The sequence below is a fragment of the Nocardia sp. NPDC049707 genome (genome assembly GCF_040674855.1).
GTDB lineage: Bacteria > Actinomycetota > Actinomycetes > Mycobacteriales > Mycobacteriaceae > Nocardia.
In genome coordinates this window covers 41,349-66,723 of record NZ_JBFANN010000015.1, presented here as the reverse complement: position 1 = coordinate 66,723, position 25,375 = coordinate 41,349, and the positions used below count along the sequence as shown (strand labels likewise).

Genomic DNA, 25,375 nt, shown 5'->3' with positions numbered 1-25,375 from the left:
AGGGGTGAAGCCCCGCAGTTCGGGGGGTGGGGTCGCCCCACGGGCGCTCAGAATTGGATGCGCAGGTGATCGGTGACCGGATGTGCCTGGCAGCCGAGGATATAGCCGTTCTCGATGTCCTCGGGGTCGAGGATTTCGGCATTGTCCATTTCGACCTTGCCCTCGAGCACGGTGCACGCACAGGATCCGCATTCGCCTTCTTGGCAGGAGTAAGGCACATCAAGGCCCTTCGACAGCATGATGTCGACCAGGGTCTGCTTGCGCGGCCACTTCAGCTCGTGCACCTCGCCGTCGAGTTCGACCTCGACGGTGGCCGCATCGGCGGCCTCCTCGTCGGTCACCTCGACCGCCGCCTGATCCGCGAACGGATCTCCCGCAAGGGAATTGAACACCTCGGCATGGGTGCGCGAGCGTGGCACCTCGAGTTGGGCGAGTGCGTCGTGCACTCGGTCCATGAACGGCTTGGGTCCGCACATGAAGGCGTGGTAGCTCGTGTACGGCGCGACCAGGGCGGCCAAACCGTCGACGGTCGGCAGCCCCTGCAGGTACTCGAGCCAGTGGATCACGGTGAGCCGCTGCGGATGCTTCTCGGCCAATTCGCGCAGCTCGCCCGCGAAGATCACCGACTCCGGATCGCGATTGGCGTACACCAATACGATTCGGCCGGAGCCACGTGCCAGCGCCGATTTCAGAATGGACATCACCGGCGTGATGCCGCTGCCCGCGCCGAACAGCAGCAGATCGTCGTCGAGATCCTTCGGCGTGAATACGCCCGAGGGCGGCAGCACTTCGATCGCGTCGCCCACTTTGATGTTGTCGCACACCCAGTTCGACCCGTAGCCGCCCACGGTGCGCTTGACCGTCACCTTGGGCTTGTCGTCGGTGAACGGCGAGCTGGCCAGCGAATAGCAGCGGGCCACCGAGCCGGTCAGCTCGCTGGGGATGCGCAGGGTGAGGAACTGGCCGGGCTGATAGCGCAAGCGTTCGCGCAGCTCGTCCGGGACGTCGAAGACCAGCGAACAGGTGTCCGACGTCTCGGCGATAACCGCGGCTACCCGCAGCACGACCGAACGCGAACCGTGTGGGACCTCGACGGTGGTCATGGTGTCCTCTCGAACCGAACCAAAACTAGAACGTGTTTCAGTTTCATCGTACGTCGGGATCGGGCTGACGGACAAGCTGGGCTTCCAAGCCCGCGATCAGCACCTCCATGGCGAAGTCGTAGGCGTACTTTCCGCGCAGATCGGGCATGTATTCGATGGCCCGTGCCACTGACTCGGGCAGTGCGATATCCACCAGCGGCTGCGGTTCCCTGGGGTTTACCCGGCGGCGGCCGAACAGGTAGGTGTGGATCGTCGCGTATCCGGCGAGCACATTGCGGTCGTTGAAGCCGGCCTCGAACAGGATCTCCATGATCGCGGCGATCAGGTCGAGCTGTTTTCCCAGCATCTGTTCGATCAGTACATCGCCGAGTCCGGGATGCTTGCGCAGTTTCTCATCGATCTGGTCGATCAGATCCCGTAACCGGTGCTGCCACGGTCCGGAATCGGCCGGTGGCTTGCGAACTCCGGTCAGCGCCGCGGTCGCGACGAGATCGAGCAGCTCGCGCTTATCCGCGACGTAGTAGTACGGCGCCATCGGGGAAACGCCGAGCTCACGGGACAGTCGTCGCATCGACAACTTCTCCACGCCGTCCTGGCGGACCACCCGCAACGCGGCCTCGACGATCTCGGACTCCGAGAGTGTTCGATTCGTGGTGCTCCCAGGGCCTCCGTGGTTACGCATGCTGGCGCCTCCGGCCCTCGAGTTCGCACCGCGGGGTTTTTCCGCCCCCGCTCGTCTGTATTCGTCCGACTCCCATGCCACCTCTGCCACTACGGGTTGAATCGCCCGTCACGTCCTGTTCAGCTGCTTGCCACCCGCAGTCTAGAGCGCGCGGCCCCGACTCGGTCGGTGTGCGTCCGCGCGGGTGCACGGGCGGACGTGCACATCCGCTGTTCCATTTTGTCAGCTAGTGACGTTATTGTGTGATGGCGGCTACACCAGTGGCTGTGGAAACCGGTTATATCGCGGAGGTAGGCATGCCGGAGTACGGATCCATCGGACACACCGAAACCGAAAACACCGGACGGATCGGGGCGGCCGAGTCGCGATCGATCGAGGAAGCGCCGCTGGTCGAGGAGACCCTCATCGAAGAGGTCTCCATCGACGGTATGTGCGGCGTTTACTGACGGGCGCGGCGACCATGCTCGATCTCGATACCCGATGGGAGCTGCATCCGCGGGTGGCGCTGCGGCCGGAGTCCTTCGGCGCGCTGCTCTACCACTTCGGTACCCGCAAGCTCTCGTTTCTGAAGAGTCCGCGGATACTCGAGATCGTGCGATCGCTGCCCGCGCACGTCTCGGCGCGTGCGGCGTTGCATGCGGCGGGCGTCACCGATGACCGCACCGGACAATATGTCCGGGCACTGGATCAGCTGGCCGACTCCGACATGATCAGGCAGGCCGCGCCGGGCAGCGTTGCGACACCCGCTGTCGCGCCGCTGCCGCTACCGCTGGCCGGACCGCCGTCCACCGCCACCGGCGGGCGACTGATCGATAGGTTCGAAACCGGTTTGGCCGCACCGATCTGTCTGACGTGGGAGTTGACCTACGCCTGCAACCTGTCCTGTGTGCACTGCTTGTCCTCCTCGGGTCGCCGCGATCCGCGCGAGCTGAGCACCGAGCAGTGCAAGGCGTTGATCGACGAGTTCGAGCGCATGCAGATCTTCTACGTGAATATCGGCGGCGGAGAACCCACTGTGCGCCCGGACTTCTGGGAGCTCGTCGACTACGCGACCGCGCACCATGTCGGAGTGAAGTTCTCCACCAACGGAGTTCGCATCACGCCGGAGGTCGCCGCGCGATTGGCCGCCAGTGACTATGTGGACGTACAGATTTCGTTGGATGGCGCGGACGCCCAGGTCAACGATGCGGTGCGCGGGCCGGGCTCCTATGCGATGGCGATCCGGGCGCTGGAGAATCTGGCGGCCGCGGGATTCACGGACGCGAAACTCTCCGTCGTCGCGACCCGGCACAATATCGCCCAGCTCGACGAGTTCAAGGCGATCGCCGACAAGTACGGTGCCACATTGCGTTTGACCCGGTTGCGGCCGTCGGGGCGCGGCGCCGATGTATGGGACGAACTGCATCCGCTGCCGGAACAGCAACGGGTGCTCTACGACTGGCTGGTGCGTAATGGTGAGGGCGTGCTCACCGGCGATTCGTTCTTCCATCTGTCCGCTTTCGGTCAGGCGCTGCCCGGATTGAATATGTGCGGTGCGGGCCGCGTGGTCTGCCTGGTGGATCCGGTTGGCGATGTCTATGCCTGCCCATTCGCCATCCATGACAAGTTCCTTGCCGGAAATGTGGTAGCGGACGGCGGTTTCCAGACTGTGTGGCAGGAGTCGGAGCTCTTCGCCGACCTGCGCGAGCCCAGCGGCGGTGGTGCGTGCTCCGGATGTGCCCACTACGACTCCTGCCGCGGCGGCTGCATGGCGGCGAAGTTCTTCACCGGCCTGCCCGCCGACGGACCGGATCCGGAATGCGTCCAGGGCTACGGCGAGGCGGCGCTGGCCGATGCCGGGCGGATGATCCCGCGCTCATCGGTGGACCACTCCCGGCGGGTCGCGCCGAGCCGGCCCGGATCGCGTAAGTCAGGCCCGATTCCGCTGACACTGTCGGTATCTCGGCCCGCAGCGGAACGACTGTCGCCGCAGGGCCGCCCTGCGCGGGCTTGCGACGAGAGCCCGCTGAACTGATGCCGGCCGGTAGCCAGTCATGTGCTATCTCGTTGATCGGCGATGGCTATGGGGCGGCAATTCGATGATTGCCCTCATGTTGCCAGCTGCCTTCGGCGAGTCGTCCACGACCTGCCGAAGACCCGATTCGGTGGGAGTTCTTGCGCCGCACGGGCGGATTCGTGCGGAATTCCGTCCTTTTTTCCGGACTGATGGTGCCAATGCGCGAATCTCCGCCTAACATGCCAGGAATGCGCCACGATCGCCTGCCCGACGGATTCGGGGTGCGGATCGATCCACGGGTACGCGCATACTCCGGGGGACGCATCCTGATCGGCGGTTCACCCGCCCGGTTGCTGCGACTTGCCCCGGAGGCCGCCGAGATGATCGGCGACGGGTATCTCGAGGTCACCGGCCCGAAGTCCGCCGTTGTTGCCAGACGGCTGCTCGACTCCGGTGTCGGTAATCCGCGCCCCCGGTTGCTGCCGTCCCTCGACGACGTGACCGTGATCGTGCCACTACACAACAATGCCGACGGCCTGGCTCGATTGCTCGCGGCATTGCGCGGACACAACGTGATCGTCGTCGACGACGGCTCGGATCAGCCCGTCCAGATCCCACCCAACCGCGGCACCCGCTGCCGGGTGACCGTGCTGCGCCACGACCGGCCACAGGGCCCGGCTGCGGCGCGCAATGCCGGATTGCGGGCCGCGACAACCGACTTCGTTGCCTTCCTGGACTCCGATGTGGTTCCGCGCAGCGGCTGGCTCGAGGTGATGCTCGGGCACTTCAGCGATCCGGAGGTCGCGCTGGTCGCGCCGCGGATCGTCGCGCTGGATCCGGAGTCGAACGCGCTCGCGCGCTATGAACACACCCGCTCCTCGCTCGATCTCGGCCGACGCGAGTCGGCCGTGCAGTCGCGCGGGCTGGTCTCGTATGTGCCGAGCGCGGCCCTGCTCGTGCGCCGCAGGGCGCTGCTCGCGCAGGACGGGTTCGACGAGTCGATGCAGGTGGCCGAGGATGTCGATCTGTGCTGGCGGCTGGAGCAGGCGGGCTGGCGGCTGCGCTATGAGCCCGCGGCGCATGTCGCGCACGATCATCGAATCTCGTTCCGCGCGTGGTTCGGTCGCAAGCTGTTCTACGGCACCGGGGCCGCGCCGCTGGGCGAGCGGCATGCGGGCATGGTGACGCCGCTGTCGGTGCCGTTCTGGACGGTGGTCGCGACCATGCTGTTCGCCACGCTGACGAAGTGGGGGCTGCTCGGCGGACTCATCACCATGGTGACCGCGCTGGCCCGACTACGCCGGGTCTTCACCGGACTGGACAACCCGACCCGGATCGCGGCGATCTATCTGGCGCGCGGCTACTTCGCGTGTATCTGGCGACTGGCCTCGGCCATGTGCCGGCACTATTGGCCGGTCACCATGTTGGCGATGATTCTGTCCCGGCGGATCCGGCGCATCGCGGTCACCATGGCGGTCGCGGACGGCTTGGCCGACTGGTTCACCCATCGCGACGCGGGCGGGCTCGACCCGTTCCGCTATGTGGCCTACAAACGGATGGACGATATCGCGTACGGAACGGGCTTGTGGCTGGGCGCATTCCGCGCGCGCAGCCTGGAAGCGCTCAAGCCGAGCACGCCCCGGAGTTGAATCGAACGTGTAATGGCTATATCACCCGATGAGCTGATGTAGATGATCGACACGTTGATCATCGGTGGTGGTACGGCCGGTTGTGTGCTGGCGGCCCGGCTGAGCGCGGATCCAGAGCATCATGTGCGGCTGTTGGAGGCGGGTCCGGTGTCGACCGACCCGGCGGCACTGCTCGATGCGGCTCGGATGCCGATCGGACCCGAATCGCCCTGGGTGTGGCGGTATCCCGTCACGCTGTCGGGTGCAATCACCGGGAATATCGTGCGCGGCAAGGTGATCGGTGGATCCAGTGCGATCAACGGCGGCTACTTCGTGCGGGCGACGGCTACGGATTTCGCCGCGTGGAGCAAGGAACTCGATGGATGGTCTTTTGATGCGGTCCTGCCCGCCTATCGTCGACTCGAGCGCGACCATGATTTCGGCGATCAGCCGGGACATGGCACAACCGGGCCGATACCGGTGCGCCGTGCCGCTGCTCCCGGGCCGCTGAGCTCCGAATTCGCCTCGGCCTGTGCGGCGCTCGGTTTTCCGCTGATACCCGACCTGAACGCGCTGCCCGGTGCCGGTCCGGCGGACGGGTTCGGGCCGGTGCCGTGCAATATCGAGCACGGCAGGCGCGTGGATACCGGTTCGGCCTATCTCGCGCCCGCGCTCGCGCGACCGAATCTCACGATGACCGGTGCGATGCTGGTGACCCGCATCCGTTTCCACGGCACGCGCGCCATCGGGGTGGACTACGTGCACGAGGGTAAGCCGGGCGCACTCGACGCGAATCGCATCGTATTGTGCGCGGGCGCAATCGAATCCGCGGCGCTGCTGTTGCGCTCGGGTATCGGCGATCCGGAACAGCTTCGGGCGCTGGATATTCCGGTAGTGCATCCCGCGCCCGTCGGCGCGTGGGTCAGCGATCACCCCGAGATCGGCATCGACTACCGCATCGATCCGGCGTACCCGACCGCCGAGGGTGTCCCGCTGGAATACGTGCTGGAACTCGACGACGTGGAAATCCGTCCGTACGCCGTAACGTTTACCCCGTATACCCAACGTTTGGGCGTGGCGCTCATGCGCCCGCATTCCCAAGGCGTGCTCCGGCTCCGCGCCGCCGATCCGACCGTGCCGCCGCACATCGATTACCGGTACTTATCGGAGGCCGCCGATCGGATTCGGTTACGGGAGGCGGTTACCTCGGCGCGCGAGATATTGCACGAGATTCCGATGGCGCGCGCGCCGGATTCGATACCGGATGATGCGTGGCTGTTCGCGAATCCGGCTACGTCGCAACATTTGTCGGGTACCTGCCGGATGGGCGGTGCGGACGATGCGCGCGCGGTGGTCGATGCGCGGTGCGACGTGCACGGTACAACCGGTTTGTCCGTGGTGGATCTTTCCGTTGTTCCGGTGCCGTTGAGTCGCGGTCCGCACGCGACGACGGTACTGATTGCCGAGCGCGTCGCGGAATACCTGGCCTAGAGGTTTGAAATATGGGTAGTTCACATTTGTACGAGGTCTGAACGTGGTGTGACCTGGCGGACAAACGAAGGCAACCGACCTTGCCCGAGTTATGCGCGCCGGTACAGTTCGGGGCGGAAAGAAAGGCTAATGGTCAGCAATCTTGCAGGTGGGCGGCACCCACGGCACGGCGTCGAACCCGGCACGCAACTCGGCGCATTGGAAGCCTATGCCGCACAAGCGCACGGGTACCTCAGCGCGGGTGGTGAGCAGCTAGCACAGCTTGCCGGTCTGCTGCGTCCCGTCGTGCTCGAATCCTGGTTGCGCAGTGTGCGCGGCGGCGTCGACCCGATGGATCCGCTCGACGGTCGCGGTCTGCGCGGCGCGGATCTGCAGCGCTACCGCGACGCGCATCCGATTGCCGCATTGATGCCGCTGATCGACAAGTTGCTCGTACAGGACACGGCCAGAACGGGTTTGATCGTCGCGGTGGCCGATCAGTTCGGCCGGGTGCTGTGGATGCACGGCAATTCCGATCAGGTCGGTGCCGCCGCCGAAATCGGCCTGCGCGCGGGCGATGATCTGAGCGAACGTCGCATCGGCACGAATGCCGTCGGCCTGGTGGTGCGCACCGGGCGGGCCGCGTGGATCCATGGGCCCGAACACTTTCTGCACCGGATGCATCAGATCACCGGTGCCGCTGCGCCGGTACACGATCCCGACGGCAGGCTGGTCGGGGTGCTGATGATCGCCGGGGGTGTGCGGGTGGCCAAGCCGGAGATTCTGGCCTTGGTGAAGGCCACCTCGACCGCGGCCGAAATGGACCTGTTGCTGACCGCGATGCGTGCAGGGCAGCGTGGGGCGGTGAGTTCGACCGGCGAATTCGCGGCGGCGCGCTTGGGTTTGGATGTGCTCGGACTCGGACAGCCGCTGCTGACCGTCGCGGGCGATCGAGTTCCGTTGTCGCAGCGGCACGCCGAGATTCTGCTGCTGCTCGCCGAACATCCGGAGGGGCTCGGCGCAGATCATCTGGCACTGCTGCTCGACGACACGGATCTGGATAACGGCACCATCCGCGCCGCCATGTCGCGTTTGCGTGCGGTGGTCGGCCCGAACGCATTCGGTTCGCGCCCATATCGGTTGCGGGCGCATATCGCAACCGATATCGAGGCACTACGGGCCGCGCTCGATTCCGGTGATGTCGATACTGCATTACGGCTGTACGCGGGTCCGGTGCTGCCGCGCTCGACCGCGCCGGGAATTATCGACATCCGCGATGAACTTCGGGTTCGGCTGCGCGCCGCGGTACTCGGTTCCGGTGATGCCGCGGTGCTGCGTCGGTGGACCGCATGCGCGGAGGGGCGTGACGATGCCGCGGCCTGGGGCGCGTACCGGGCGACGGTAGATCGCGATTCGCCACTGTATGCGCAGATCGAGGCCAAGATTCGGGTGCTCGATCGGCGGCTCGGCGCCGATGCAACGCGGATGCAACGTTCGCGCTCATAGTGTGCACATCTGAAAGCGTTGTGGCTCACACTAGCGATCGAATTGTGATCGCGGACACAGCTTTGCCCTGCCGCGTCGGCGCAGCTGAGCGCACTGGACGCCTGACCAACTTTTTTAGATCAAAAAGTTCCTTTTTATTCACTTAGCGCCTAGTGTTCGCAATGCGGATCACATCCGTGTGATGCAGCTGACACCGCCGCGGCGCCCGCACCGCGGCAGCGAAGTTGGAGGAGCGATCAAGAGCTAGGCGCAAGCGGGGCGCAATCTGTTTCGATCCTGCGTGGGTGTCGTCATGCCCCGCGCATTCGCCGAATCATCTTGTGGTGGCGTCGAAGCCATGTGGCAACGCTGAAAAACCTTGCCTCAGAGGCTTATTCGTGCTGCCTGAAAGCGTTCGGTCTGCTGTTTTACGCCGAACAAGGAGGCTCTGGTGCACGGTACGGAGTTGGATGGGGCCCGATCGGACGGGGCCGCGCCCTTGGCGAGTGACTGCTTATCGGACGCTCCGGACGACCAGCCGTTTCCGCTCGCACCGGCACAGCTGGGGGTCTGGTACGCGCAACTGCTCGATCCTGACGTGCCGATCAATGTGGCCCAATACGTCGACGTGCCCGGCGTGCTGGATACCGCGATCCTGCGGGAGGTCACGGTCATCGCGGCGCGGGAATACGGATCGGTGCTGGTGCGGCTCGGTGAATCCGGCGGTGTGCCGCACCAGTGCGTCGATCCGGCGAATTCCGTCGATATCCAGGCAATCGACCTGCGCGAACACGCCGATCCGGTGGCCGCGGCGCACGAATGGATGCGCGCGGATGCGAGCGCGCCGGTCGATATGCTGGCCGATCGGCTGTTCGCCGGTGCCCTGCTGCGTGTCGCGGACCAGCGGACCTTCTGGTATATGCGGGCGCATCACATCGTGCTCGACGGGTACGGCGCGCTGACCAATACACAGCGGGCGGCGCAGTTGTATACCGCCAGGGTGCTCGGTACCGAGCCGCCGGCGGTCCGGCCGGGTGCGCTGACCGAACTGGTCGATGGTGAACTCGCCTACCGGGACAGCCCGCGCTTCGAGACCGACCGGGCGCACTGGGCCGAGCGGGTGACCGGGCTCGACGGCGCGACCAGCCTGGAAGGGCGGACGGCACCGCGCTCGGCGACCAATCTGATCGTCGGCCGGGTATTGCCGGACGTGCTCGTCGATCGGATGAATAGGCTTGCGGCGAACCAGGATTCGACGCTCGCGGTGGTACTGCTCGCCGCCTTCGCCGGATATCTCGGGCGGCTCACCGATCGGGACGAGGCGGTGCTGAGCCTGCCGGTGACCGCGCGCACCACCGCGCTGATGCGGCGGTCGGCGGGGATGCTGTCGAATATCGTGCCGCTGCGGCTTCCGGTCGACGGCACCTGGGGTGAGCTGCTGCGGGCGATGCGTGTCGAGGTGGCGGGTGCGCTGCGGCACCAGCGGTATCGGCACGAAGACATCCGCCGCGATGCCGAGCATGATGGGCGGCCCGCGCGCCGTGCGCTGTTCGGTCCGCTGGCCAACATCATGCTGTTCGGCAGCGAGCTGACGCTGGGCGATGCGGTCGGCCGGTACCACGTGTTGTCCACCGGGCCGGTGGAGGATCTGAGCCTCAATGTCTATTACGGCGAGCGCGACAGCGTGCATATCGATTTCGAGGTGAATCCGAATCTCTACGCCGCCGACGACATTGCGCGCCATCACCGGCGGTTCGTGCGGTATCTGGAGCGTTTGGTGGCCACCGAGGTCGATACGCCGCTGGCCGCGGTGACGATAGCAACCGAATTGGAGCTCGAGGTCAGCACCCGGATGTGGAATGCGACCGACTTCGATGTGCCCGCGGCGGTCGCCGGTGCCCCGACGCTGGTTTCGCTGTTCGAGGCGCAGGTCGCGCGGACGCCGGATGCGGTCGCGGTGCGGTTCGCGGGTGTGCCGGATCTGACGTATCGGGAACTCGCGGCGCGCAGCAATAGGTTGGCACGGCATCTGATCGGATTCGGCGTCGGACCCGAGACGCTGATCGCGGTTGATATCCATCGGTCGCCGGAACTCGTTGTCGCGATCTACGCCGTCCTCGCCGCGGGTGCGGCGTATGTGCCGCTGGATCCGGATCATCCGGCCGAGCGCACCGCGCACATTCTGGCCACCGCGCAACCGGCATGTGTACTGACAACGGATGCCACCGAGCTGGCCGGAGTGCCGGTGATCCGGCTTGGTGGGCTGGATCTCGCCGACTATGCGGATGGTCCGGTCTGGGATCGGGAACGCACCGCCGCACTGCGGCCGGGGCAGGCCGCGTATGTGATCTTCACCTCAGGGTCGACCGGGCTGCCGAAGGGGGTCGCCGTCACCCACGAGGCGATCGTGAATCGGCTGGTGTGGATGCAGCAGCAGTATCGGTTGTCGGCCGATGATGTCGTACTGCAGAAGACGCCGGCCACCTTCGATGTGTCGGTGTGGGAGTTCTTCTGGCCCTTGCAGATCGGGGCGCAGTTGGTGCTCGCCGAGCACGACGGCCACCGTGATCCGGCCTATCTCCGGGCGGCGATCGATGAATACGGTGTCACAACAGCGCATTTCGTACCATCGATGCTGGAAGTATTTCTGGCACAGCAGGAGTTCACCGGACGCACGGCACTGCGCACCGTCTTTGCGTCCGGTGAGGCGCTGCCCGCCGCGCTGGCACAGCGACTGCGGGTGCTGACCGGTGTACGGCTGCACAACCTGTACGGTCCCACAGAGGCGGCGGTCGACGTCACCTTCCATGAAGTGACCGATACCGATACCCTCTCGGTGCCGATCGGCGCGCCGGTCTTCAATACCCGGCTCTACGTGCTCGATTCGCGGTTGCGGCCGGTACCGGTCGGAGCTGCGGGCGAGCTGTATCTGTCGGGGGTACAGCTCGCCCGTGGTTATCTCGGCCGACCCGGGCTCAGCGCCGATCGGTTCGTTGCGGACCCGTTCGGGTCGGCCACCAGGATGTACCGCACCGGTGATCTGGTCCGCTGGACCACCCGCGGTGAGCTGGAGTACCTGGGCCGCACCGACTTCCAGGTGAAGCTGCGCGGGCTGCGGATCGAGCTAGGCGAGATCGAAGCCGTGCTCGGGGCCATCGATTCGGTGGTGCGCGCGGTGGTCGTGGTGCGCGATGACGCCGGAGTGGGCGAGCAACTGGTCGCCTATGTGGTCGAATCCGAACCCGGCACGGTGTCTGTCGCCCAACTGCGTACCGCGGCATTGCGCGCGTTGCCCGCATACATGGTGCCTGCCGCGTTCGTGGTGCTGGACGCACTGCCGGTCAATGCCTCCGGCAAATTGGATCGGGCCGCGCTGCCCGCGCCCGAGCGGATTTCGACCGAATACGCCGAGGTCGTGACGCCGGTGCAGGCCGTGGTCGCGCGGGTGTTCGGTGCGGTGCTCGGACACGATCGGATCGGGCGCGACGACGATTTCTTCGCGCTCGGCGGCAATAGTTTGGTGGCCACCCAGGTCGCGGCGCGGTTGGGCGCCGAACTGGGCTGCCGGCTCGGGGTTCGCGATTTGTTCACCGCTACCACGGTGTCCGCACTCGCCGAACTCATCGAGCGGGCGGGTGGATCCAGTGGCGGACCGGTGCTCGCGCGGCTGCGGGCGCGACACCGGCCGCCGCTGGTTCCGCTATCTCCGGCGCAGCAGCGGATCTGGTTCCTCAACCGGTTCGAAACCGCGAGCGCCGGTTACAACATGCCGTTCGTGGTGCGGATGCGCGGTGCGGTCGATATTTCCGCGTTGCGGCTCGCCTTGGCCGATCTGGTCGATCGGCACGAGGTGCTGCGCACGATCTTCCCCGCGGTATCGGAGGGGGTGGCGGCCCAGCAGGTCGTATTGTCCGCGAACGACGTAACCGTAGTGGGCGAGCCGGAGTCGATCGGCGCGGATGACCTGGATGACGAGCTCGCCCGGTTCGCCGCGCTCGGATTCGATCTGGAACGTGAAATATCCATGCGCGCACGGGTTTTCCTGGTCGACGACGAGAACTGCGCGCTGGCGCTGGTGCTGCATCACATTGCCGCGGATGGCCTGTCGCTGCGGGTCTTGGCACGAGATGTCATGTTCGCGTATCGATCCCGGCATGCGGGCAATGCGCCGGAATGGCTGCCGCTGCCGGTGCAGTATGCGGATTACAGTCTCTGGCAGCATGAACTGCTCGGCTCCGTAGCGGATTCGGATGCGCCAGCGGCCCGCCAGTTGGAGTTCTGGACGGCCACGCTCGCCGGTGCACCCGATCTGATCGAACTGCCCGCCGATCGGTTCCGGCCCGCCGTCGCATCCGGGCGGGGTGCGGTCTTCGGGTTCGAAATTCCGGGTGAAGTACATGCCGAAGTCGTGAAACTTGCGCGTGCCCACGGTGTTTCGAACTTCATGGTGCTGCATGCCACGCTGGCTGTGCTGCTTTCGCGGCTGTCCGGCGGTGACGACATCGTGATCGGCACGCCGGTGGCCGGACGTGGTGAACGGGCGCTGGACGACCTCGTCGGCATGTTCGTCAACACCCTGGTGCTGCGGACCGTCGTCGATGCCGCCGCTCCCTTCTCCGCGCTGCTGGCTCGGGTACGGGAGACCGATCTCGCCGCCTTCGGCCATGCCGAATTGCCATTCGAGCAGTTGGTCGATGCCATCAACCCGCCGCGCTCGCAGGCGCGGCATCCGCTGTTCCAGGTATTGCTCGCTTTCGACAATGCTTCCGACATCGCCTTCGAACTCCCCGATTTGTCGGTCTGCACCAGTACGCTGGAGACCGGAGTGACCAAATTCGATCTCCAGCTCACGGTCACCGAAGGCTTCGCCGGTGCCGGACTCGGGGAAGGTCCGGCACCGGCGGGGATCCGGGCGGAATTCACCTACGCCACCGATCTATTCGACGAAGCCACCATCGCGGATTATGCGCAGTGGTTGGTTCGGTTGCTGCGCGCGATCGTGGTCGATGCCGAGCTGGTGGTGGGGGATCTGTCGCTGCTGGACGTCGCGGGTCGGCAGCGCGCGATCGACTGCGGAATGGCCGAGTCGTCGAGCAGTGCCGCCACGCTGCTCGCCGCATTCGAGACGCAGGCGCGGCGGACGCCCGAGGCGGTCGCACTGGTCGACGGGGACGGTGCGCTGACGTATGCCGAGTTCTCCGGGCGGGTGAATCGGCTTGCTCGTCGGCTGATTGCCGCCGGGGTCGGGCCCGAGGCGCTGGTCGTGCTGAGTATGCGGCGTTCGGTGCAGTTCGTTGTCGCCGCCTATGCCGTACTGACCGCGGGTGGCGGGTATGTGCCGGTGGATCCGGATCAACCGGCGGCGCGGCGTGCGCACGTTCTTGCCGCGGCTCGGCCGGTGTGTGTGCTGACTCGGGCCGATGACGGGTGGGCGACTGGATCTTCGGAGTCGGTCCTGGTGGTCGATGCCTTGGATTGCTCGGGCTATTCGGATGCGCCGGTGCGGGATAAGGATCGATTGCGTCCCTTGCGGGCGACCAATACGGCGTACGTCATTTTCACCTCCGGATCTACTGGCAAGCCGAAAGGTGTTGCGGTACAGCATGCCTCGGTGGTCAATCAGATCAACTGGATTGCCGACGAATACGGCATCGGGGCCGACGATGTGGTGCTGTTCAAGACTCCGGCGACCTTCGATGTGTCGGTGTGGGAGCTGTTCGCGCCATTGGCGCGCGGTGCGCGCATGGTCGTCGCCGAGCATGACGGGCATCGGGACACGGCGTATCTGGCCGCGACCATTGCGGCGCAGCGGGTGACGATGACCTCGTTCGTGCCATCAATGCTGACGATGTTCGCCGATGCCAGCGGAATCGCCCAGATCGCTTCGTTACGTGTGGTTTTCGTGGCGGGTGAGGCGATGACCGGTGAAGCCGCGGCCCGCTTCGCCGCGGTGTGCCGGGCCGAGCTGCACAATCTCTACGGCCCAACGGAATTCACTGTGCACGCGACCTATGCCGCGGTTGATACTGCCCGGCCCGGGGCGGTGCCGATCGGTCGGCCGGTGCATTCGAGTCAGGTGTTGGTGCTCGACGCCCGGTTGCGGCCGGTGCCGGATCTGGTCGTCGGTGAACTGTACCTATCCGGTGTTCAGGTGGCGCGCGGGTACCACGGTCGAGCGGAATTGACCGCCGAGCGGTTCGTGGCCAATCCGTATGGACCGGCCGGAGCCCGGATGTATCGGACGGGCGATCTGGTGCGGCGCAATCGTACCGGGGATCTGGAATACCTGGGACGCAGTGACTTTCAGGTGAAGCTAAGAGGGCAGCGGATCGAGCTCGGTGAGATCGAGGCGGCGCTCGTCGCCGCCGACGATGTGCGTGCGGCCGCTGTTCGGGTGTTCGCGCATGCCGCGGGTGAGCTGCTGGTCGCCTATGTGGTCGCCGCCATTCCGGAGGCGAAGCTGGCCGAGGTGCTCGGGCAGCGGCTGCGCGCTGTGCTGCCTTCGTACATGGTGCCGACGGCCTATGCCGGACTGGCCGAAATGCCGCTGACCAGCTCGGGCAAGTTGGATCGCAAGGCATTGCCCGATCCGGTGCTGGCCGCGAAGACGTTTCGGGCGCCCGGCACGGCGGCCGAGCATGCGGTTGCCGAGGTATTCGCGGCGGTGCTCGGTCTCGACCGGGTCGGATTGGACGACGACTTCTTCGTCCTGGGCGGAAACTCCCTGGTCGCCACGCAGATTGCCGCGCGGATCGGTGCGGTGGTCGATGCCGATATTCCGGTGCGGCTGTTATTCGAGCATTCGACGGTGGCCGCATTGGCCGCACATCTGCCCGATTCGGGGACTGCGCGCGGCCGACGGGCAGTGGTCGCGCAGGTCCGCCCCGATGTGGTGCCGCTCTCCTATGCGCAGCAGCGGATGTGGTTCCTGAATCAGTTCGATGCCGCCTCGGTCGCGAATAATCTGACCGCCGCGGTGCGATTGGTCGGCATGCTCGATCTCAGCGCGCTGACCGATGCGGTCGGCGATGTCATCGCCAGACACGAGGCGCTGCGCACCAGATATCCAGCGGTCGAGGGCATTGCGCAGCAGGAAGTGCTGCCGGTGGATCGCAAGGCGGTTTCGCTGCTGCCGGAGCCGGTCGATGCGGTGGATTTGAGCGACCGGGTTCGAGCGGTGGCGGCAATGCCTTTCGCGGTCGATCGGGCGGCGCCGGTTCGACTCACCTTGCTGCGCACCGGGAGCGAGCATGTGCTGGTTGTCTCCATCCATCACATCAGCGCGGACGGTTGGTCCATCGCACCCCTCACGCGGGATCTGATGACCGCCTACGCCGCGCGTCGCGCGGGCTCGGAGCCGAACTGGGTGGCGCTGCCGGTGCAGTACGCCGATTACACACTGTGGCAGCGGGAAATGCTCGGTGCCGAGGACGATCCTGATTCCCTGATCGCCGAGCAGATCCGTTATTGGTCAACCGAATTGGCCGATCTGCCCGATGTGCTGGCCCTGCCGGGGGATCGGCCGCGTCCCGCGGTCGCGTCGGGTCGTGGTGCGCGCCACGCCTTCACCATCGATGCCGCGACCCATCGCCGGCTACGGGATGTGGCGGAGGACGCCAACGCGTCCCTGTTCATGGTGCTGCATGCCGCCTTCGCCACGCTGCTGGCGAAACTCGCCGGGCAGCGGGATATTGCGATCGGAACCGCGGTCGCGGGTCGCGGTGCCGCCGCGCTGGACGAGCTGGTCGGCATGTTCGTCAACACCCTGGTGCTGCGCACCGATGTGCGACCGGAACTGGCCTTCGCCGACTTGATCACCGCGGTCCGCGACGGTGATCTGCGCGCCCTCGCACACGCCGACGTGCCGTTCGAGCGGCTGGTCGAGGTACTCAATCCGGAGCGTTCCGCGGCACGGCATCCGCTGTTCCAGGTCATGCTCGACTTTCAGAACACCGCCCAGACCAGCCTGGAGCTGGCCGGGGTCGCGGCCTCGGTGCTCGATATCGATACGCGGACGGCGAAATTCGATCTGCAACTGACGCTGACCGAGACCATCGACGCGGCCGGTGCTCCGGCGGGCATGGCCGCGACTTTCGAGTACGCCACCGACCTGTTCGATGCGCGAACGGTTGCGTCGTTCGCGATTCAGCTGTGTCGCGTGCTCGATGCGATCGCGGATCCGCACGTGCTGATCGGCGATATCGATCTGCTCGATGCCCGCGAGCGGGCGCTGATCCTCGATAGCTGGAATGCGACAACGCATCCAGTGGATTCGAACGCGACACTGGTATCGCTGTTCGAGGCGCAGGTCGCGCGGACGCCGGATGCCATTGCGGTCACCTTCGAGGATGAGTCGTTCACGTATGCGGAGTTCGCGGGTCGGGTGAATCGGCTCGCGCGGCTGCTGGTGTCGATCGGTGTTCGTCCGGATACCGTGGTGGCCATCGGCATGCGGCGATCGCTGGATCTGATGGTGGCCGTATACGCGGTGCTCACCGCGGGTGGTGCCTACGTTCCGGTGGATCCGGAGCATCCGGCCGAGCGAATCACCGAGACGCTGCGGTCGGCGCGTCCGGTGTGTGTGCTGACCCGCACCGGCGATGGGCTGGATCTCGGCGCCGAGGAGCGTTCGCGCGCGTGGGCGGTGCTCGATGTGGATCTGTTCGACACCTCCGACTACTCGGATGCGCCGGTGACCGAAGATGATCGGCTCGGCTCCCTGGTGCCGGGCCATGCCGCGTACGTGATATTCACCTCCGGCTCGACAGGGCGGCCGAAAGGTGTCACGGTTTCGCATGCGGCCATCGTCAATCGTCTGGTGTGGATGCAGGACACCTACCCGCTGACCGTCGATGATGTCGTGCTGCAGAAGACACCCGCCACCTTCGATGTGTCGGTGTGGGAGTTCTTCTGGCCCTTGCAGGTCGGGGCGCGTTTGGTGGTCGCGCGGCCGGATGGGCATCGTGATCCGGCGTATCTGGCGTGGGTGATTCGGCGCGAGCGAGTCAGTGTCGCGCATTTCGTGCCGTCGATGTTGGTGGTGTTCGTCGCGGAACCCGCGGCGGCCGACTGTGATTCGCTGCGGCTGGTATTCGCATCGGGGGAAGCATTGGCGCCCAAGCCAGCGCATCGGCTTCGTGAGCTGACCGGTGCGGCGGTGCACAATCTGTATGGACCGACCGAGGCGGCGGTGGATGTCACCAGCCACGAGGTCACCGCGGCCGATGTGGATACCGTGCCGATCGGTGCGCCGGTATTCAACACCCAGGTTTATGTCCTCGATGATCGGTTGAGTCCGGTGCCGGCGCAGGTCGCGGGCGAATTGTATTTGGCCGGTGCGCAATTGGCGCGCGGATACTTCGGACGGCCGGATCTGACGAGTGATCGGTTCGTCGCGAATCCGTTCGGCGATGGTGCACGGATGTATCGCACCGGGGATCTCGCGGCCTGGCGTTCGGATGGGAAGCTCGAGTATCTGGGACGCACGGATTTCCAGGTCAAGCTGCGTGGTTTGCGGATCGAACTCGGTGAGATCGAATCCGCGCTCACTGCCGTGGCCGCCATCGCGCAGGCGGTGGTTGTGCTGCGGGACGGGCGGCAACTCGTCGCATACCTCGTCGGGGAAGCCGGAGCGCGGGTCGATACCGATGCCGTGGAATCCGCTCTGCGCGCGCAACTGCCGGCATACATGGTGCCGTCGGCGTTCGTCGTCCTCGATGAATTTCCGCTCAATGCTTCCGGCAAGTTGGATCGCAAGGCCCTGCCGGCCCCGGTATTCGAGGCGGCTGTTTTCCGTGCGCCCGTCACGGCGACCCAGGAAATCGTTGCCCGAACCTTCGCGGAGGTACTGGACGTCGAGCTGGTCGGCCTCGACGATGACTTCTTCGCCCTCGGTGGAAATTCGCTGAACGCCACCCAGGTCGTCGCGCGGTTGGGGGCGGCGCTGGATATGCGGCTGCCGGTGCGGATGCTGTTCGAAGCAGCAACGGTTGCGGCATTGGCGGCGGCGACCGAGGTATATGAGGACCGCGGCTATATCGCGTTGACCGCGCGCCCGCGACCAGCGCGGATTCCGCTGTCGTCGGCGCAGCGGCGCATGTGGTTTCTCAACCGGTTCCTGGCCGACGATCCGGCGGGTGCCGTCGACAACATCCCCGTCGCGTTGCGGCTCACCGGTGATCTCGATGTGCAGGCGTTGACTGCCGCGCTGGCGGATGTGATCGCTCGGCACGAGACGTTGCGGACGGTCTATCCCGACGGTCCCGATGGTGCCGAGCAAGTGCTTATCGTTGCGGCGCAGGCTGTTCCGGCGTTACAGCCGGAGCAGATCACGGAAGCCGAACTCGGGGCGCACCTTCGCGCATTCGCGGGGACACCGTTCGATCTGACCACGCAGCTGCCACTGCGGGCCCGGCTGTTCGCGGTCAGCGCTGGCGATGCGGTGCTTGCCCTGGTACTGCACCATATTTCGGCCGATGGATTCTCGCTCGGACCGCTCGCGCTCGATCTCATGACCGCCTACACCGCACGTCGAGATGGCACCGCGCCCGCATGGGCGGCATTGCCCGTACAGTATGCCGACTACACGCTGTGGCAGGCCGAGACACTGGGTGACGATGCGGATCCGGCGTCGCGGGCACACCGGCAGCTTGCCTTCTGGCGGCGTGCGCTGACGGGACTGCCCGAACAACTGGAACTGCCCACCGACCGGCCGCGTCCCGCCGTCTCGTCGTATCGCGGTGCCACCCACCGGCTCCGCATCGACTCCGATCTGCACAGTGAACTGCGCGAACTCGCCCGCAAACGGGAGACGACGCTGTTCAGCACGATGCGTGCGGCGCTCGCGGTGCTCTTGTCCCGGCTGTCGGTCACCGAGGACATCGCGATCGGCACGCCCGTCGCGGGTCGCGGTGATGCCGCGTTGGACGGGCTCGTCGGGATGTTCGTCAACACGCTGGTATTGCGTACCCACATCGACACCAGGGCGCGCTTCGAGACCGTGCTGGATACTGTGCGCGCACAGGATATCGACGCGCTTTCGCATGCCGATCTGCCGTTCGATCGGCTGGTCGAGGTCATCGCGCCGACGCGCGCCCAGAATCGGAACCCGCTGTTCCAGGTGGCGTTGACCTTCCAGAACTTCACACTGCCGTCGCTCGAACTCGCCGATCTCGTGCTGCGTCCGGTCGAATTCGATGCGGCGGCGGCCAAATTCGATCTGCAGTTCACGGTGGCCGAATCCGATGACGCCGATGGTCGCGCGGATGGCATGGATATCGAGATCACCTATGCGACCGACCTTTTCGATGCGGGCACGATCGCGGTGCTGGGTCGCCGCCTCACTCAGGTGCTGGCCGCCATTGCGGCCGATGCCACGGTGGTGGTCGGGGATATCCAATTGCTCAGCGCCGAGGAACAACATCGGGCGCTGCACGAATGGTCCACTCCGACAGGGACTTACGTTACCGAGACGGCCACGCTGACCGAGCGATTCGCGCTGGCCGCCGCGCTCGATCCGACAGCCGTCGCGGTCCGCGCGGGCACCCGATCGTTGACCTATGCCGAACTCGACGCCTGGTCGAACCGTCTGGCCCGGCGGCTGATCGCGGCCGGGGTCGGACCGGAAGCGCTGGTGGCGGTGGCGTTACCGCGATCGGTCGAACTGGTCGTCGCATTGGTCGCGGTGATCAAGGCGGGTGGCGGCTATCTACCGATCGATCCGAACTATCCGGCGGATCGGATCGAATATGTGCTCGACGATGCGCGCCCGATCTGCGCGATCACCAGCACCGCTGCCGAATTGACACCCGGTTGGTTCGGTGGGCCGGTGCTCGATATCGCCGCCGCGAATCGGGGTTCGATCGATTCCTCCGCCATCACCCAGGCGCAGCGCCGCGCGCCGCTGAATCCGGCGCATACGGCTTACGTCATCTACACCTCCGGATCCACAGGGCAACCGAAGGGCGTGGTCATCCCGCACCGCAATGTGCTGCGACTGCTGGATAATACCCAGTGCCACTTCGATTTCGGTCCCGCCGATGTCTGGACGCTGTTCCACTCCTATGCCTTCGACTTTTCGGTCTGGGAGCTCTGGGGTGCGCTGCTGCACGGCGGCACACTCGTGGTGGTCGACTACTACACCTCGCGCTCACCGCAGCAGTTCGCGCAACTGCTCGCCGCGGAGCGGGTGACGGTGCTGAACCAGACCCCGTCGGCCTTCTATCAACTGATCGCCGCCGAGCCGCCGGACGAACTCGCCTTGCGTTATGTGATCTTCGGTGGCGAGGCGCTGGAACCGCAGCGACTCGGCGGCTGGTTCGCCCGGCACCCGCGGTCGCCGCGACTGGTGAATATGTACGGCATCACCGAGACCACCGTGCATGTGTCCTATCGGCCGATCGAGGCGGACACCGGCTCGGCGAGTGTGATCGGTGGCGCCGTACCCGGATTGGTCGTACGCATCCTCGATGCGCGGCTGCGGCCGGTGCCGGTCGGTGTACCCGGCGAAATCTATGTCTCCGGTGGTCAGTTGGCGCGTGGCTATCTCGGGCGGCCCGCGCTCACCGCGAGCCGGTTCGTGGCCGATCCGTACGCCGGGGCGGGTGCCCTGGCCTACCGGTCCGGTGATCTCGCACGATGGACGGCCGATGGCGAGTTGGAGTACCTGGGCCGGGCCGATCAACAGGTGAACCTGCGCGGGTTCCGCATCGAGCTGGGGGAGATCGAGGCAGCGCTGCTGGCGGCGAGCGCGGCGGTGCGCGAGGTGGCGGTGGTCGTGCGCAGCGATCTGGTGGATGAGCTCCGCATTGTCGCCTATGTGGTCGGCTCCGACGCGATCGACACCGCGCAGCTGCGCCAGCAACTCGCGCGCCGGTTGCCCGAGCACATGGTGCCCGCCGCGATCCTGGTGGTGGACCGAATTCCTTTGACCGTCAACGGGAAACTGGATCGGGCCGCGCTGCCCGCTCCGGTGTTCGAGGGCACGACGTACCGCAAGCCGGGCACGTTCGTCGAGGAGATTGTCGCCGGAGCCTTCGCCGATGTACTCGGGCTGGCCGATGTCGGTGCGGATGACGACTTCTTCGCCCTCGGTGGTTCCTCCCTGCTGGCCGCGAAGGCCGCGGCCCGCATCGGCGCCGCGCTCGGGTGCACCGTCGGTGTGCGCGCGCTGTTCGAATCGCCGCGGGTCGCCGACCTCGCCGCGGCGGTCACCGCGAGCGACTACGCCGCGGCCAGGCCCCCGCTGGTGGCCGGTGCGCGTCCGGACCGAATTCCGCTCTCCCCGGCCCAGCAGCGGATGTGGTTTCTCAATCGGTTCGACCAGCAGTCCATCGCCTACAACATTCCGGTGGCGCTGCGGCTCTCCGGCGCATTGGATACCGCGGCGCTACAAGCCGCGGTCGCGGATCTGATCGGCCGACACGAGTCGCTGCGGACCCGGTATCCGGAGGTCGAAGGTTCGGCGACCCAGCTGATCGTGCCGGTCGCGCAGGCGATTCCGTCGTTGTATCCGATCGATATCGCCGAAGCCGAACTGCCGGAACGGATTCGGGAACTGGCCGCAACCACGTTCGACGTGACCGTCGATATCCCGGTGCGGATGCGGCTGTTCCGGATCGCGGGACGCGCGGAGTACGTATTGGCGGCGGTGTTGCATCACATTGCCGCGGACGGATCCTCGCTCGCGCCATTTGTCCGCGATCTGATGCTTGCCTACCGCGCGCGCCTGGACGACAGCGCGCCCGGCTGGACACCGCCCGCCATGCAGTACGCCGATTACGCACTGTGGCAGCGCAAGCTGCTCGGCGCCGAGGATGAGCCCGAATCGCTGTCGGCGCAGCAGATCGCGTACTGGACCCGGACATTGGACGGCTTGCCCGATCAGCTGGCCCTGCCCACCGATCACCCGCGGCCGGTGCGCCAGAGTTTGCGCGGCGCGAAGGTGGAGTTCGCGATCGACGCGCGCTTGCACAGCGCGCTCATCGTGCTCGGAAGACGCAGCGGCGCAACACTGTTCATGGTCGTCCATGCCGCATTCGCCGCATTGCTCGCTCGACTGTCCGGCAGTTCGGATATCGCGGTCGGCACCCCGATCGCGGGACGCGGCGATGCGGAACTCGACGATGTGATCGGCATGTTCGTCAATACCCTGGTATTACGGACTCGAGTCGATGGCGATGCCAACTTCGATGCACTGCTCGAGCGGGTCAGGGCCGCCGATATCGCCGCCTTCTCGCATGCGGATGTGCCGTTCGAGCGCCTGGTGGAGGTGCTGAATCCGGAACGATCCACGGCGCGGCATCCGCTGTTCCAGGTCGGGCTTTCGTTCCAGAATCACGAGCGCGGCGAACTGAAGCTGCCCGGGCTCGAGGTAAGTGAGATCGAATTCGACAGTGGGGTAGCACAATTCGATCTGCATCTGTTCGCTGTCGATCACTACGGTTCGGATGGCGCGCCCGAGGGGATCGATCTCGCGCTCGGGTACGCGACCGACCTGTTCGAGTCTGCTAGTGCGCAGCGAATGCGTGATCAGCTGCTGCGAGTGCTCGAATCGATTGTCGCCCAGTCGGATACGGCTGTAGGTGGGCTGGATTTGCTGGGCGCGGCAGAGCGTGCGCGGTTGCTCGAGCAGTGGAACCGGACCGCGCATCCGGTGGCCGCTGCGACGTTGGCCGATCTCATCGATTCGCAGGCCGCGCTGACGCCTGAGAGCATCGCATTGATCGATGCGAGCACGGAATCAGTGCTCACCTATGCCGAATTCGACGCTGCGGTCAACAGGTTGGCGCGCAAGCTGATTGCGGACGGGGTCGGCCCGGAAACGACCGTTGTGCTCGCCATGCGGCGCTCGGTCGAGTTGGTTGTCGCCATGTACGCGGTGGTGCGGGCCGGTGGCGCGTATGTGCCCATCGATCCGGATCATCCGGCCGACCGGATCGCCTACGTCATCGAGACTGCCGGGCCGGTGTGTGTGCTCACCACGTCACACGACGGTGTGCCCATCGAAACAGCGCTTCCCACAATGGAAGTGGATCGGCTCGAGTTGGCCAACTACGCGGCGACTCCGATTGCCGATGGCGAACGGGTGCGACCGTTGCGGCCGGAGCACCCGGCATATGTGATCTTCACATCCGGGTCGACCGGACTGCCCAAGGGCGTCACCATGTCGCACGCGGCGGTCGTCAACCAATTGTCCTGGCTGCGTGACCGATTCGCTCTCGGACCGCACGCGAGTGCGTTGCTCAAGACCCCCGCGACCTTCGACCTATCCGTATGGGAGTTCTGGTCGGTCCTGACGACGGGCGGTCGTCTGGTGGTGACCGAGCCCGGTACCGAACGCGATCCGGACCGGCTGCGGACGCTGATCGAACGACATGCGGTGACGACACTGCACGCCGTACCGTCGCTGGTCGGCATGCTGCTCGCGGCATCGGATGCCCCGCTACCGGATGCGCTGCGGCAGGTGCTCGCCATCGGCGAGGCGCTGCCGCCCGCCACCGCGATCGAATTCCGTCGTCGGGCCCGACATTCCGGCGCGCGACTGTTCAACCTGTACGGCCCGACCGAGGCGGCCGTGTCGATCACGGCCTTCGCAGTCGATGCTGACCCGACCCATATCGTGCCGATCGGCGCGCCTGCCTGGAACAGCCGGGTCTACGTGCTCGACGGACGACTGCAACCGGTTCCGGTGGGTGTACCCGGCGAGTTGTATTTGGCCGGTGCGCAATTGGCGCGTGGCTATCAACGCAGGCCCGCACTGACGGCCGAGCGCTTTGTGGTGGATCCCTTCGCCGGTCGCGGGGGAACCACGATGTACCGGACCGGCGATATCGTCCGCTGGCGTCCGGACGGCACGCTGGAGTACCTGGAGCGGGCGGACTTCCAGGTCAAGATCGGCGGCTTCCGGATCGAGCTCGGTGAGGTGGAGGCCGCGCTGCTGCGGCTGCCGCAGGTGCGCGCCGCGGTCGCGGTGGCGCACGATGACGAGCCCGCCGGAGCTCGGCTCATCGCCTATGTCGCGGTGCCGGAATCGACGGCACCTGGTGAACTGGCCGGTGCGTTGCGTGCGGCGGTAGCCACCGAGCTGCCCACCTATATGGTGCCCGCCGCGATCGTCGTGCTGGAGTCGTTGCCGCTCAATGCCAATGGCAAGGTCGATCGGGCCGCATTGCCGCAGCCGACGTTCGCCGCCACCGCTTTCCGCGCACCGACCAGCGAGCTCGAGCGCCTGGTCGTGGCCGCCTTCGTCGCGGTAATCGGAGCGGAGCAGGTCGGGCTGGATACCGATTTCTTCGCGGTCGGCGGCAATTCACTGCTGGCGACCCGGCTGGCGGCGCAGTTGGGTTCGGCGCTCCGCGTGCGGGTGCCGGTGACCGCGGTATTCGATGCGCCGACTGCCGGGCTGCTCGCTGCGCGACTGGCCGACCTCGGGGACACCGACACCAGGCCCGCGCTCACCCGGCGATCCGGCACCACACCCGCCCCGCTATCGCTGGCACAGCAACGGATGTGGGTGGTCAATCGGCTCGCCCCCGACTCCTCGGCCTATCACATCCCCGCAGCGTTGCGTCTGATCGGCGCACTGGATATAGCCGCGCTTCACGCGGCAATCCTGGATGTGATCGAACGCCACGAAACCCTGCGCACCCGGTATCCGGATGCCGAGCCCGAACCGGTGCAGCACGTGCTGGAAGTTGCCGAAATCGCGGTCGATCTGGCACCGATCCACGTGGCACCGGGCGATATCGACGCGCGCATCGCTGAATTCGTCGCCACCGGTTTCGATATCACCGCGGCACCACCGGTCCGCGCGGCATTGTTTCGCACCGATGTCGAGGAGCACGTGCTCGTGGTGGTCCTGCACCACATCAGCGCCGACGGCTATTCGGTCGCACCGATGACGCGGGATCTCATGCGTGCCTATCTCAGCCGGATCGCGGGCACTGCGCCCGACTGGGATCCATTGCCGATCCACTACGCCGATTACAGCGTGTGGCAGCGCGCGGTGCTC

At 66.1% G+C, this 25,375-nt stretch carries 8 protein-coding genes (1 of these 8 running past the window's edge); 6 read left to right on the top strand and 2 right to left on the bottom strand.

Annotation, left to right across the window (positions count from 1 at the left end; all coding sequences use genetic code 11):
- Positions 1-47: 47 nt before the first annotated feature.
- On the bottom strand, positions 48-1,103 hold the full coding sequence (locus AB0J29_RS16030) for a ferredoxin--NADP reductase (RefSeq protein WP_364785711.1): 1,056 nt from the start codon (positions 1,101-1,103) through the stop codon (positions 48-50).
- 43 nt (positions 1,104-1,146) lie between these two features.
- Positions 1,147-1,785: a mycofactocin system transcriptional regulator MftR2 gene (gene mftR2 / locus AB0J29_RS16025; RefSeq protein ID WP_364785708.1), complete on the bottom strand. Its 639-nt coding sequence runs from the start codon at positions 1,783-1,785 to the stop codon at positions 1,147-1,149.
- Positions 1,786-2,156: 371 nt separating this feature from the next.
- Here mftR2 and mftA point away from each other — a divergent pair, with 371 nt between their 5' ends.
- From mftA to AB0J29_RS15995, 6 genes are all read left to right on the top strand, one after another.
- Complete coding sequence (gene mftA, locus AB0J29_RS16020) at positions 2,157-2,231, top strand: mycofactocin precursor MftA (protein WP_245720762.1); 75 nt, start codon at positions 2,157-2,159, stop codon at positions 2,229-2,231.
- A gap of 14 nt (positions 2,232-2,245) precedes the next feature.
- Complete coding sequence (gene mftC, locus AB0J29_RS16015) at positions 2,246-3,799, top strand: mycofactocin radical SAM maturase (protein WP_364785901.1); 1,554 nt, start codon at positions 2,246-2,248, stop codon at positions 3,797-3,799.
- Positions 3,800-4,029: 230 nt separating this feature from the next.
- On the top strand, positions 4,030-5,430 hold the full coding sequence (mftF, locus tag AB0J29_RS16010) for a mycofactocin biosynthesis glycosyltransferase MftF (protein WP_364785705.1): 1,401 nt from the start codon (positions 4,030-4,032) through the stop codon (positions 5,428-5,430).
- 42 nt (positions 5,431-5,472) lie between these two features.
- Complete coding sequence (gene mftG / locus AB0J29_RS16005) at positions 5,473-6,900, top strand: mycofactocin system GMC family oxidoreductase MftG (RefSeq protein ID WP_364785702.1); 1,428 nt, start codon at positions 5,473-5,475, stop codon at positions 6,898-6,900.
- 129 nt (positions 6,901-7,029) lie between these two features.
- Positions 7,030-8,385, top strand: a complete 1,356-nt coding sequence (locus tag AB0J29_RS16000; RefSeq protein WP_364785699.1) for a GAF domain-containing protein — start codon at positions 7,030-7,032, stop codon at positions 8,383-8,385.
- A gap of 430 nt (positions 8,386-8,815) precedes the next feature.
- Positions 8,816-25,375 carry the 5' portion of a non-ribosomal peptide synthase/polyketide synthase gene (locus AB0J29_RS15995; RefSeq protein WP_364785695.1) on the top strand. Its footprint extends 1,137 nt past the window's final position, so the window shows 16,560 of its 17,697 coding nt (coding positions 1-16,560); the start codon lies at positions 8,816-8,818; its stop codon lies beyond the right edge, outside the window.

Bases quoted from the DNA above. Each gene is read 5' to 3' on its own strand.
- mftR2 (WP_364785708.1), bottom strand. From the start codon at position 1,785: ATGCGTAACCACGGAGGCCCTGGGAGCACCACGAATCGAACACTCTCG.
- AB0J29_RS16000 (WP_364785699.1), top strand. From the start codon at position 7,030: ATGGTCAGCAATCTTGCAGGTGGGCGGCACCCACGGCACGGCGTCGAA.
- mftG (WP_364785702.1), top strand. From the start codon at position 5,473: ATGATCGACACGTTGATCATCGGTGGTGGTACGGCCGGTTGTGTGCTG.
- mftC (WP_364785901.1), top strand. From the start codon at position 2,246: ATGCTCGATCTCGATACCCGATGGGAGCTGCATCCGCGGGTGGCGCTG.
- AB0J29_RS16030 (WP_364785711.1), bottom strand. From the start codon at position 1,103: ATGACCACCGTCGAGGTCCCACACGGTTCGCGTTCGGTCGTGCTGCGG.
- mftF (WP_364785705.1), top strand. From the start codon at position 4,030: ATGCGCCACGATCGCCTGCCCGACGGATTCGGGGTGCGGATCGATCCA.